General features: G+C 34.4%; 11 protein-coding genes. 3 read left to right on the plus strand and 8 right to left on the minus strand.

Annotated features, from left to right (window positions below):
• Positions 1-462 precede the first annotated feature (462 nt).
• Positions 463-1,809, plus strand: coding sequence for an MFS transporter (locus tag TX86_RS17040; protein WP_042350771.1), 1,347 nt, complete (start codon positions 463-465; stop codon positions 1,807-1,809).
• A gap of 77 nt (positions 1,810-1,886) precedes the next feature.
• Here the strand turns inward: TX86_RS17040 and TX86_RS17045 are convergent, their stop codons facing one another.
• The 8 genes from TX86_RS17045 to TX86_RS17080 form a co-directional block, all read right to left on the minus strand.
• A complete protein-coding gene (locus TX86_RS17045; protein WP_042350774.1) occupies positions 1,887-2,426 on the minus strand; it encodes a TVP38/TMEM64 family protein in 540 nt (179 codons plus the stop codon).
• Positions 2,427-2,541: 115 nt separating this feature from the next.
• On the minus strand, positions 2,542-3,345 hold the full coding sequence (locus TX86_RS17050; protein ID WP_042350775.1) for an SDR family NAD(P)-dependent oxidoreductase: 804 nt from the start codon (positions 3,343-3,345) through the stop codon (positions 2,542-2,544).
• 26 nt (positions 3,346-3,371) lie between these two features.
• The gene (locus tag TX86_RS17055; protein WP_042350776.1) at positions 3,372-3,797 is read right to left on the minus strand and encodes a MarR family winged helix-turn-helix transcriptional regulator; all 426 of its coding nucleotides are present in this window, start codon (positions 3,795-3,797) and stop codon (positions 3,372-3,374) included.
• A gap of 37 nt (positions 3,798-3,834) precedes the next feature.
• Positions 3,835-4,590 carry an SDR family NAD(P)-dependent oxidoreductase gene (locus tag TX86_RS17060; RefSeq protein WP_042350778.1) on the minus strand — a complete coding sequence of 252 codons (756 nt, stop codon included), beginning with the start codon at positions 4,588-4,590 and terminating at the stop codon, positions 3,835-3,837.
• A gap of 185 nt (positions 4,591-4,775) precedes the next feature.
• Entirely contained in the window at positions 4,776-6,605 is a 1,830-nt protein-coding gene (locus tag TX86_RS17065) for a hypothetical protein (protein WP_042350780.1), read from the minus strand.
• Positions 6,589-8,598, minus strand: coding sequence for a DUF8727 domain-containing protein (locus tag TX86_RS17070; RefSeq protein WP_042350781.1), 2,010 nt, complete (start codon positions 8,596-8,598; stop codon positions 6,589-6,591). The genes TX86_RS17065 and TX86_RS17070 overlap by 17 nt, the downstream gene beginning before the upstream one ends.
• On the minus strand, positions 8,595-9,992 hold the full coding sequence (locus TX86_RS17075) for a hypothetical protein (RefSeq protein ID WP_042350782.1): 1,398 nt from the start codon (positions 9,990-9,992) through the stop codon (positions 8,595-8,597). The genes TX86_RS17070 and TX86_RS17075 overlap by 4 nt, the downstream gene beginning before the upstream one ends.
• A gap of 171 nt (positions 9,993-10,163) precedes the next feature.
• Complete coding sequence (locus TX86_RS17080; protein ID WP_042350784.1) at positions 10,164-10,649, minus strand: GNAT family N-acetyltransferase; 486 nt, start codon at positions 10,647-10,649, stop codon at positions 10,164-10,166.
• A 186-nt stretch (positions 10,650-10,835) separates the two neighbouring features.
• On the opposite strand from TX86_RS17080, the gene TX86_RS17085 reads away from it, so the two are divergent.
• Positions 10,836-11,984, plus strand: coding sequence for an iron-containing alcohol dehydrogenase (locus TX86_RS17085; protein ID WP_042350786.1), 1,149 nt, complete (start codon positions 10,836-10,838; stop codon positions 11,982-11,984).
• Between the two features lie 13 nt (positions 11,985-11,997).
• A complete protein-coding gene (locus tag TX86_RS17090) occupies positions 11,998-13,659 on the plus strand; it encodes a sensor histidine kinase (protein WP_042350787.1) in 1,662 nt (553 codons plus the stop codon).
• Positions 13,660-13,676: the final 17 nt, after the last annotated feature.

Raw genomic sequence — 13,676 nt, forward strand, 5'->3', positions numbered from 1 at the left:
GGTATTTGGAGATTTTTTTGGTTAACTAAACAAGAGTGAGTCTATCAATCAAGTTTTTTCTATTTCATGTAATATTTCTAAGCATTAAAGCGATTTTTTTCTTAAGTAATACAAAAAAAATTTTGTGCTTTTTTAGAACCCTCGAAAAATCTTTAAAATACTTGTGTATCACACTCTTCCAAACAATTCATATCAATGAATAAATTTCTAAAAATAATAATAATTGTAAAAGTTGTGTTGAAATTGTGAACGGAAGTGTATATAATCACTATTAGATAACTCAGTTACCTAATATATAACTTACTTGCATTGGAAGTTAAGCGTTTTCAAACAAGGAGGAGAAATTAGTACTTACATGCATAGCCACTAAAATAAACTAGGAATCTATTGATCTATACTAGCTCTCACAATGAAGTTAACTATCTTAAATATATTTTCATCAAAAGAAAGTGAGGAAGAAAAATGAAACCGACTAATATTAACGACGTAATTTTGAATTTGAAATTTAACCGTTTTCATCTTCAAATCCTACTATGTTGTATTTTTATTATCATCTGCGATGGCTATGATATGTTTGTACTCGGAGCCATTCTTCCATCTCTAATGGAAGATTTGAATATTACCGCTTTACAAGGAGGAATGCTAAGTAGCTATGCCTTAATTGGTATGATGCTAGGAGCATTAATCTTTGGACCAACGGCTGACAAGATCGGTCGTAAAAAAGTTATCGTAATTTGTACTATCATTTTTTCACTATTAACTTTTACTTCTGGATTTGCATCCAGCATGTTTTCTTTTGGATTTCAACGATTCTTAGCAGGTGTTGGACTTGGTGGAGTTATGCCGAATCTAATTGCGATCATTACAGAATACTCACCTAAAAAATTACGTAGTACCCTTGTAGCAGTCATGTTTAGTGGACATGCAATGGGAGGTATAGTGGCAGCCGTAGGAGCTATGTACCTTTTACCAACAGAGTATAGTTGGAGAGCTGTTCTGTGGCTAGGCTTAATCCCATTAATCTTAATGCCTATTCTTTATAAATTACTACCTGAATCTCTAGCTTTTTATGTACTAAAAGGGCAAAAAAATAAATTGGTTTCTGTTTTAAATAAACTTGATAAGAGTAGGGTATATGACACTAACCAAGAATACGTACTCGGTGAGGAAGATAAAAAATCAGAAGATTACAATAAATCACCCATTAAAAAACTATTCTTAAACAAACGTGGTTTGAGCACTTTCATGTTTTGGATTGCATACTTCATGTGTCTATTAGTTATGTACGGCTTAAGTACATGGCTTCCGAAAATTATGGGCAATGCAGGATACGAAATGGGTTCAAGCTTAGCTTTCCTTATCGTCTTAAATGTGGGAGCTGTTATTGGTGCAATTGGTGGTGGACAACTGGCAGATAAACTAGGATCTAGAAAAGTATTAGTTGTCTTTTTCATCATTGCATTTATCTCACTGATTTCTTTAAGCTTTAAACCAAATATGGTTCTTCTTTATATATTAATCGCTTTAGCTGGAGGTACAACAACAGGCACTCAAATTGTTATGAATGCTTATGTTTCTCAATACTACCCAACAGAAATCCGTTCAACAGGGGTTGGCTGGGCTTTAGGAATTGGTAGAATAGGTGGTATTATCGGGCCAACTTTAGGTGGAATGCTATTAAACGCTCAACTTTCCTTACAAATTAACTTTATAGCGTTCGCCATTCCATGCATCATTGCAGGGCTGGCTATCTGGTTTGTTCAAGATAAATTTAGTCAACTCACAATAGAAAAAAATCAAGTAGCATAAGTCATATACTATCTAACAAAAACAAGAGACGAATTCTATTTTTAAACGGATTCGTCTCTCTATTATTTCTTTAATCTTTATTTTTTCTTTCTAAAAAACAAGACCACTATTACAAGAATCGCTACTACCGCTAAGCCTATTTGTATTTGCCATTGCAACTTCAACACATGCATCACTGCGTACGCCTCAATGAAAAGTGCAGGTACTTTACCAAGCGTACTTGCAATTGAATAATTTAAAAGACTTATTTTGCTTCCTGCACCAGCTAATGTTACAAGCCCAGAAGGTACAAATGGAAACAAACGAAGAGCAAGTATTAGCATAAACCCTTCAAAACCTTTAGCAGACTTAAGTCTAATAATCGCTTTATTAGTGCTATGAATATTAACTTTATGAATACCCTTTCGATAAATAAAAAAACTAATAATAGCTCCTAGTGCTTCACCCACTAGAGAAACAAATATACCTTCAGCAAAACCGAAAAAAGTAATATTTGCTGCTGTTACAAACACACTTGGTAATACTCCAGCTATACTTACAATAACACTTATAAAAATACTTATACAGAGCGCAAAATCTTTATAATTCGCAAATAAATCCAAAACAAACTGTTCCATTATGACCGCCTAAATAATCAACTTCTTTGTTAAAGTATATACATATTTTCTTAAGAAAACATTAAAGCCCTGCATCGAAAGTGTTTTCGATGCAGGGCTTTATCTATACGAGGACTTATTTACTTTGCGCCATTAAAGCTTGAAAATCAGCAATACTTGGATTCGCCATGTAATGTCCACCTTCAACTTCAATTGTTTGACCAGTGATAAATTTCGATTCATCAGAGGCAAGGAATAATACAGTATTACCAATATCCTCTGCTTCACCATGATAAGGAAGAGCATTATATTTTTCAAATATCGCTAATAGTGCAGGCGGCATATTACCCTTAGCAGCAGGTGTTAAAATTAACCCAGGAGCTACAGCATTACAACGAATTTTGTCTTTACCATATTGAGCTGCAATGTATCTTGTTAAGTTGACAACTGCTGCTTTTGAAGCACCATAAGCAGAGCGTACTGAATCCCCTGCAAATGCAGCCATTGAAGCCGTGTTAATAATTGAACCGCCACCAGCTTTAATCATGTGTGGAATAGCAAATCTACTTCCAAGTAACACGCTTTTAGCATTAACATTCATAAGACGATCCCATTCATCTAAATCAATATTCACAACATCAAGGTCTTTATGCAGATTTGTAAGTCCAACATTGTTATAAAGAATTGTAATAGTTCCATATTCAGAAACAGTAAACTCAACCGCCTCTTTAATAGACTCTTCCTTAGAAGCGTCTAAAAATACCCCAACAGCTTCCCCACCTAGTGCCTTAATGTTTTCAGCCTCTGCTTTTGCACCTTCCACATTATAATCAGCTAGGACAACTTTTGCCCCTTCCTTAGCGAGCAACTGTGCAGTTGCTAATCCAATACCTGAAGCAGCTCCTGTTATTAATGCTATTTTCCCTTGTACACGTCCCATATTTACTCCCCCTGTAGATTACTCCCTTACTCGTCGAATTTTTTTAATAATTTCTCATGAATTAATAAAAATTGCTGAACTTCTTCTTCTGTTAAGGTTTCAAACAATTTAATACGAAGTTGTTTCCCTTTTTGATACGCTTCCGTTAAAACCGATTCACCTACATCAGTAATTTTCAATAATACATGACGACGATCATTCTCGTTATATTGTCGAACGGCATAATTACACTTAATTAAACGGTTAGCTATATTCGTCATTGCTCCCGGAGTATAGCCGAGATTATTAGCGAGAACCGATTGCTTTTGTGGCCCCTTTAGATGCAGTTCAGACAAAACAAGAATAGGAGAAATCCCTATATTATGCTGAAACGATTTTGACCATGTCAAAATCGCCTCATTTGTAAACTGTTCAACTGTATGAATTAATTTAAATATATTATCTTTTTCCAAAATATCCTCCTATAGTGATGGGATATTTCTAAATCTATTAACGAAGCATAATCGCTCCACCATCAACCATAATTGTTTGACCTGTAATGTAGTCAGAATCCTCGCTACCTAAAAATACTGCTACTCGTCCAAGATCACTTTCTAACTCCCCAAGTCTTCTCATAGGAATTCTTTCTAACATTGCATTGTAATCATCTGGTGCATGTTGAGCCCATTGTTGAATACCAGGTGAGTTTGCAATAGGAGAAATGATATTTACATTGATACCATATTGACCGAACTCTCCTGCTGCTACACGTGTAATACCACGAATTGCTTCTTTTGCAGCAGCATAAGATGCCTGTTTTGGATTACCATTAATACCTGCACCTGATGCAAAGTTAATGATTTTACCTTTTGTTTCTTTTAAATAGGGTAAAGCTGCTTGCATGAAATAGAATGTTGGATAGAATCCTGTATTAAACGATAAATCTAGCATGTCTTGAGTTGTTTCTTCGAACGATGCTTGTTTAGATGCATGTGCATTGTTAATTAAAATATCTAATTTTCCGAATTTAGCAACCACTTCTGCTACGATATCTTTTAATTTATCATGTTCCATTAAGTTTGCTTGAATAAAGATTGATTCTGGTGAATACGCTTGCAATTCTTTAATTGTTTGCTCACCAAGTTCTTTATTTATATCAATAATCGCTACTTTTGCGCCTTCTTTAACGTATGCTGTTGCCATACCTTTACCAATACCACCAGCTGCTCCAGTAATAATTGCTACTTTTCCCTCTAGTCTTTTCATTTAAATATCCCCCTTTACTTTACAAATTTATTTTAACATTAAACTATTTAACGTTAAACAAATATGCTTATCATATTTTCTACACCTAAAACCATTATAGTTGCGAACTTTTTGTGAAATATTTCACATTTGTTTTTATCACTAATTTAACAACAAAGTTAAATTAGTAACTTAATAATAAACATCTACTTAATCACTTGAGATAAAAACGCATCTAACCTACACTTTAATGCATCATACCCAAAAGGCTGCGCCTCACTATATGGATCATTTGGTTCGACCTGAAGATAAACGATTCCTTCTCCATATACATAATCATATACAACAGGGTCCATTCCTTTTTGCTTTGGATAAATAACAATTACTTGTTTAATAGGTGTTTTAACAGGTTGCTCATTTCGCTCATATGCAAAGGAATCGAAGTACTCCAGATTTTTAAAATCTCGCAGTTGACGCTTAACGTCCGGATCAATTCCTTCATTAATTAAATACAAATGGCGACGACATTTCGACTCAATAATTATTCCCGCTTTCTCACTGTATAAGCGGCCATCAAGATGATAAATTGTTATGCGAATATCCGGTCTTCTTCCAATATGACTAAAATATCTACTATAATCTCTTTCAATAATGGCAGTTTCTACTTCACCTTCATAGACAACCTCAATGTAGTAATCACTATTTGGTTTAGCAAATCGGAGAGTCGTATTGGACGGTAATGTATTCACACTGTAAGATGAAATTCCTTTACTAGACAACCATCCTTCTTCCCATACATAGCCGTTCTCTTGCAAAATGGTAATCACTAAACCAAGACTAAAATACTCAAATAACTGCCATGTTTTTCGAAATTGAACACCTGAAAATTTCGACATATTATCCTTTGATTCTAAATCTATTAAATCTTTATAAAGCGCATACATACGATAATAACGCTCATCTCTTAATAATCGACTCGATACTTTCCTCGGCTTATACGGTGATATCGATTGAACCCATGATGTATTGTCGAACTTAGTAAACATATAAATATATTGTTTTAGTAATAGTTGTTGTTTTTGGCGTCGCTTATGCTTTCTTTTCAATACTTGTATATGTTCTAAAACTCGATGTTCCTCTCGTTTTACCCGTTCTAACGTTCTTTCAAAACCAAATGGGTGATTAATTGCTTTTTGAGATTGAATTTGTGCTAACTGAACACGTTGTTGATTCAATTCATTTGTTAATGAATCCACTTCTTCTTGAAAACGCAAAGACAGTTCACGTACAAATAGAAGCATATTCTTAACAATATAACGAATCCATTGGTTTTCTATATTGGCCGTTGATAATTGTGCATGCTTCTCATAATGTACTCTTGGCTGTGACATATCTGTATTTCTTCCACCTTTAGTAGCCTGCCAACGTAAGCTTCTATAATTCGGTTTTCTTGAATAAGATGTAACCTTATATTCTCCTACTAAGTCTGTGATTGGGTCCTTTGTAATAGATGTTAACTGCTGCTGAATAGACTTCTTTTGTTTCAAAACAAAATAAATAATTTGTAAGATTGTTGGATTTACATTAATAGATAAGTTAGGTACGCCGAAACTTTCCTTTGTATATTCATACGATAGACCTTTCGCCATCTTCTCCACTTGTAACCGTAAATTCGCTAATGCTTCATTAGAAAAATCCTTCGACTTCACGTTATAGTACGCTACATACTTGCTTCTATTGGCATATACCTCAAAATAGTACTGCCCAGGTACGAGCATATATTCAGATTTCGCTCCCCCCATGATGGTAACTTCCCCATCACTTTCTCTAATATCAATTACTTTATTTTGGTCATACGTTTCGATTTTAAGAATAGCATTAGCGTCAGCAGGACTTATTAACTTTACCTGCACAACAGCATATTCATTTACTTCAATACATGAATCTATTGCTTCCGACTTACTAATAACAGCTTCCTTCGTTACTACTTCGGCAGAATGTTGGATAATAAATTGAACCTTAGGTAGCGTATCCATTAAGATTTAACTCCCTTGCCTTTCGAATTAGCTCTTTCTTCGTTTTTTCGAATGTACTAATTTTCTCTGCTGTTGAACAACTAAAGATTGCATACAATTCTCCATCTGGCTCTATTCCTTCTATATCTACTGTTCCTATTAATGGTTCATATATTTCAATGGGGCCTCTAATTTTTGTAATAACCCTCTGCTTAACAAATAAATCAATTGCCTTTTCTCGTTTCAATTCATATTGATGATCTATACTTTTCGGAAGATTATTCAAATACGCCCCCATTCGAATGATATTTCGAATAGAAAATCCCTTTAAAGGGTCTACTCTCGATATCGCTTCATTAACAATATCAAAAAACTCTAGCTCATCATCCTGAAAAGCTACCCAATTGTCTCTTTGACTTTTCCAATTCATATAGATACTTCCATACGCTTTTCCTAAACTTACACGAAATGATTCATCTTTATTTTCATTTTCTAATACTTGCTTTATTTCTTTAAATGGCCTTTTCTCCAATACCACTACATTGGAGCGATCTAATAAGCGATCCGAAAGATCTTTTGTTGTTTCATCAGCGTTCATTGTACCAACGATAACTAAATTGTTCTTTAGCTGAATGCTCGGCTTATACATTTCGTTATTATGACAGACAGCTTCTTTATTATATAAATGTAGAAATCTTTCTTTTTCATCTAACTCTAATAGAGACAGAAATGGAGCAAAATAATGCTCTATTTGACTCAAATTCATTTCATCCATAATCAACAAATGCACTTGTTGATCATATTTCTCCGCATGTAGCAAAAACTCCACTAATCCAGTTTCCACTGACGTATACAAGCCCGTTGCAACATTTAAATAACCTAGTACGTCACTCGGTTCCGTATATGAAGGTGATATTGGCATTATTAACATCGTTTTACTCCGTTGACTTAAACCTAATGTTTCTCCATATAATGTAGCTAATTTTGTTTTTCCAATACCGCTTTGTCCAGACAAAATAGTAAATGCACTGGATTTAACACTAGTATGAAAGTTAATTAAATCTTCTCTACTGTATACAAGATGACGTCGTCTCGCATTGAATTCCAATTCACGGAGAAAATTAGTTTCATATTGTTGCACCTCTTCTAATTGTTCTCCAAGCACTATATCCTTTCCTTGCTTTAAAGGCTGCTCAAATTGTGGTTCTTCACGTAAAAGCCCTAACGGCATTCCTTCAAATAGAAGCCGATCTTCTATTTGAGAAGAAAGAAATGTTTCATCTATAAATAAAACATGTTCTCGTTCTGAAGCGATGAAATTAATTTTTTCTTCTTCAGACAATGTTATTCTTCTAACCTTATCAGCTGATGAAAGAATGCGAGCATAATGATTAGTAGAAGCATCTATTTTCCATTGGTGTTCATCGATGGCACCATATATGTAATCACCGCACATCATATATTTAGGAGCTGGCATCGTATGATTGTATTGCCAAAAATCAATTGGTTCTTCTGCTACTAATTTCTGCTCTAATTCAATAGGGGAAAGAGATATCTTTGGAACAGCATGATAGGAAACACCCTCAGACCATTCTTCCTCCACAATGACATCATCGATGTTTAAATGTAATCTCTCTTTTTGTTGAGTTAATAGAGGTTTAAATAATAATAATTTGCCCTGTAACTTTTCTCTAATATAGTTAATTTTCTCATCAATTTTGGTAGAGAAATCATTTCTCATTTTAAAGTGTAATGGTAAATTACTTATACTCTTACTTGCCAGTCCAATATAAATAGGTGACATATTCATTTGTTCTTGCGCTTGAATCATTTCTTTTGGCTGCTGACTTAGTGGTTTAACATAAAAGATAACTTCATTCATTTGATAAGAGAAAGTGACAGGTTGATCATCATCACCTAATCTCGGAAGTTGATCATCTTTCGTTGCTAACACACCAACAATATAATTCTCTTTAATTTGATCAATTACTTTAGGAGAAAATGATTTAATCATTGAAATACAACCTGCCTTTCTATTGTTTTCTTGTAACCAATCCATTCAACTAATTGTTTGTAAGTACTAAAATCCAAAGGCTTATAGACTTTATTGTGTTGCTCAATACTCTGCCTCAATTCCTTAAAGCTTTTTGTTGAAAGCCCTTTCATATTTATGTAAATGGTATGTATAGCGGGATCATTCATTACCGTTGTGCATGCCTTCTTATCTTCACCTTGAACAATTGTTAGTTCAGGAAATAACTCTACTGTCAGATCATAATCGCTTACACAAATAAGTGCCCAATCTGTCACATATGAATCCTCCACTTGAAATAGCCTCATTTTTTCACTATGAATAAACTTCTGAAATTCTAGTTCTTGTTCTTTATCTTTCAATTTTCCTTCTATCTCATTTGTAATTCGCTGAATGGCTGCATCAGAATGTTTCTTCACGTTACGAAAGTTTTCTGCCTGCTCTGTTAGTTGATGCTCCATTTCTTTCAACTGTAGCGCCATCTTTACTTTATCTTTTTCGATCGCTCTTAAAGTCTTAGTAAAATTCTTGGCTTCTGCCTTTAATTCTGTCACTTCTTTCTGTTTTTCTTTCCACTTATTTTCTTCCTCTTTAAGTTGCTGTTTCATTTCAATAAACTGTAAACCTATTTGTTTTAGCGCATGAACTTTCTTCTCCTGCAATAAAGCGTACATCGCCTCAATTGCAAATAGCATAAGTACTTCTTGATCTTCATGCTCATGTGTACGAATGTATGCTGCATTAACAATAGAAAGTCCGTATTCATCTGCTAGCCTCTTATTGTTTTTGTAATATTCTAATAAATTATAGCATTCTACGATTTTCTCACATTTTTGAAGTTTAGATTGATACTCTTCAGGCTGATACTTCTCAATAACTTTTACAATTTTCCTCGGCACATCCTCACCGGAAAAATCACGAAATTTCCTAAAGAATGCTTTAACCTCTTCTTCTGTCTGGAAATCATCACTTATATCCAATGGGTCTTTTCCAAGTTTTATATTCTCTTCTATATGCTGAAATTTCTCTCTTATTTCATTTGGATATTCTAACAACAAATTCGCAAATCTCGAACACGGTGTTAAATCTTCTTTTAATTCACTAAGTAACTTAAGCTGTTCATTAAATGTGTTCGCTTTTTCTAAAGTGAATGTATAATTGTTAAGAAAGTTATAAAACGGATCAGCACCACCCTTTCTTCGTCTCCTAATCATATTAGGTGTCTTAGACTTAAATATTTTTTTAATATGTTGTTTTTTTTGTTCTAAGGTCGCTTTTGTATTCCGCGTCCCCACTAAACTCTCTTGAAAATACTTCAAAATCGAATCTGCATCCTCGTCTTCTAACATCTCAATAAATAATTCAGTCTCATTCAAAATTTCCATCCTCCTTTATAAATCTAATTATAACATCTGTATATCATTCAAAAAGGAATACTTACATTTATATACATTAAATCTAAATACAGGAATTATGGACCGGCGTAAAAAAGAGGCTTATCCTACTAATAAGTAGAATAACCCTCTTGTAATATATTATTTTTTTCATCAATGAATAGCGTCGTTGTTAGTAGAGCATCTCCCATCACTATCCAAAACCATAATTAGCCCACTGATTACACCTGTGTTATCAATTTCACCATTTAATCTAAAGCCGAAATGCTCATATAATTGCTGAGCTACTTTATTCTCCGGACAAATACTTAAATATACGGTATCTCTTTGATATGTTTCTTGAAGATGCTTGATTAAAATGGAGAGAAATTTTTTGGCATAGCCTTTCCCTTGGTGATCCTTATCAATCATAAATCGATCTAGCCAAACATCTCCATTTGAAATATCAAGCCCATACATCGCATATCCAACCGCCGTATCTCCATCGTATAAACCTACTGACTTCCATTGTGGTTCAAACCTTGATTGTGCAATCGATAATGCATTTGGTTCGATATAGCTTTCTTGACTACCTTCTACTGATAACAGAGCAATTGTTTGCCAATTGTCTGCAGTCACCTCACAAATTCGGAGGCTCATAATTCCACTTCGCTTTCATTTTTTTATTTACTACACTTTAATGATAATAAAAAACTGTAACTTTTTCACCTATCTTAATTGGTTACTTCTTATTTCTACATTTCCTAAGAAATATTTAGAGGATTTTTTCCTTTTTTAACGAATTTTGTAAACAGAATGAAGATGACAACTATAAGGAGCTGCACTATGAATATTAATAAGTTTGTAATGCCAGAAGTGATTTTTGGGAATGATGCCATTCATCTTGTAGGAGAAAGTTGTTTTCGTCTTGGAGCAAAACGTCCTCTTATTGTCAGCGATTTCGGGGTAAGCGATGTAGGATGGCTAGAAATTGTGATTCAAAGCTGCCAAAAGGCAGGATTACATTCTGCTATATACTATGACATTACAACGAACCCAAAAGATTATGAAGTGGAAGCAGGGCAGAAGATTTATCTGGAACATGAATGTGACTCGATTATTGGAGTAGGCGGTGGTAGCGCTATCGATACAGCTAAGGCAATCGCTATTGTCGTTACAAATGGCGGAACCATTCAAGATTATGAGGGTGTTGATGAAATCGACGAGCCTCTCCCTCCTCTCGTTATGGTTGCAACTACTGCTGGTTCTGGCTCAGAAGTTTCCCAATTCTCCGTAATCGTCGATTCAACCAGAAAGAAAAAAATGACGATTGTATCCAAATCTCTCGTACCCGACATTGCCATAATTGACCCACAAACCTTAACAACAAAAAGCCCACAACTCACCGCTTCTACTGGTTTAGATGTCTTAACTCATGCCATTGAAGCATATGTAAGCATTGCCTCGACTGCTCTCACAGACGTTCAAGCAAAAAATGCAATATCTCTAGTAGCAAATTATTTAAGACCGTCTGTCGCATCTAGTTTAAATACAGAAGCAAAACATCATATGGCAATGGCTAGCCTGCAAGCAGGATTGGCTTTTTCAAATGCCATTTTAGGCGCTGTTCATGCGATGTCGCATGCAATTGGCGGTCGTTTTCCTTTGCTTCACGGAGAAGTGAATTCCGTTCTTTTACCACATGTAATGGAATTTAACTTTTTAGCTGTACCGAAGAAATTCATGACAATTGCTGAATTATGCGGAGAAAATATAAGGAATATGACGGAAGTGGAAGCAGGTAGAAAAGCAATCCACTTTGTAAAGCAATTATCTTTAGATATTGGCGTTCCACAAAGATTATCAGATATGGGGTTAGACGATGAAATGATTGCTGAAATGAGCCAAATCGCTCTAGATGATGCATGTATGATTACGAACCCTCGAGATATTACGGTAACCGATGTACAGCACTTATTCAAACAAGCATTATAAGGAGTGAGACTTCATGAATGAGAGGAAACAAATCATTGAACGACTAACCGGCGTACAATCCTCCAAACGAAATTATTATACAGAATTAAAGAAAACCATTATAGAAATGAAAAAGAAAAATATGCAATTAGAGATTATTAATGATGTCATGAAAAGCTTAAATGTTGAAATGTCGATGGACGAAATGTTGAAGAATATTATGGATAAACTACTTACCATTTTCCCATTTGATCGTATAAGTTTAGCTACTTGCAAAGGTGAGGAATTAATTCTATCTAATGTATATCCAAAATCACTCGACTATATAAAAAGAGGCAGTTTATTAAATAAGGAGCATTCTCTCTATTGGAAAGTCATTAACTCACAGCAAATGATGTATTATACCATTCAACAAGAAGGCGAAATTGAATCCTATGTAGAAACAAAAATCCTTCAAAAGAACGGTATTAAAACGATTTTACTATTCCCGCTTTTTGGGAAAGGAAAAGTAGTTGGCATTTTAAGCTTCGGAAGTATTGGTACAATCACAAATGAAGAGTCTGATATAGCCTTTCTACAGCAGCTCTCTGACCATTTTGGTGTGTGCCTTGAAAATGCACGTCTCTATAATGAAGTACTCAACAGTAAGAAGCAATGGGAAGACACTTTCCGAGCAGTAGTTGATATGATTCTTGTGGTGGACTTGAATGGCAATATTTTAAAAGTAAATGATGCTGCTAAACAATACTTCCAGTTAAGCGAAGATAATCTTTCACACAAAAATATTTGCCATCTATTTAGTGATAATAATGATATCCTTCAATTACTAACAGATTGTTGCAATACAAAGGAAGCGGCGTATCAGGAAATTAACTTAGCTAATCACACGATTTTCGAAACATTCTCAAATCCTATATTCAATGAAGAAAAGCAAATGTACGGTGTTATTTTGTACTTAAAAGATGTATCTGAAAAAAGGCGAATTGAAGCCCAGCTTATTCATTCAGGTAAATTGGCGGCAATTGGTGAATTAGCTGCTGGAATTGCACATGAACTGAACAATCCATTAACCGCAATCTTAGGTAACTCACAACTACTATTACGAAATACCAATCACGATGAACTGTCCCATAAACTTTATAATGATATAAATAATTGTGGTAAGCGCTGCAAAAATATTATACAAAACCTATTAACTTTCTCCAGACAAGATGAATACCTTTTTCAGGAATGCTCTGTGAATGAAGCCGTTGATCAAATACTCAGTTTAATAGGTTATCAAATTGAGATGCAGCATATTAATATCGTAGTAAAACAAGAAGCGAACCTTCCTAAAATAAATGGAAGCCTACAACAAATTGGCCAAATTGTTATTAATCTCGTACTTAATGCAAAAGATTCATTTGAGAATACTAAAGTTCGTCAAAAAAAAATTATCGTCCAAACAAAATCTCGAAAAGAAGAAGGAAAGAAATGGGTTTACCTTACTGTGCAGGATAATGGTAATGGCATCTGTGAAGACCATTTATTAGAGATTTTTAATCCTTTCTTTACTACTAAACAAGTAGGAAAAGGAACAGGTCTTGGCTTATCTGTTAGCCTTGGAATTGCTCAAGCACATAGTGGATCCATTGAAGTGATGAGTGTACTAGGAAAAGGTAGTAAATTCATCTTACGTTTACCTTCTAATCAGTAAGTCAAAATGATAAAGCA

It is taken from the genome of Bacillus massiliigorillae (genome assembly GCF_000380245.2).
GTDB classification, from domain to species: Bacteria; Bacillota; Bacilli; order Bacillales; family DSM-1321; genus Bacillus_AD; species Bacillus_AD massiliigorillae.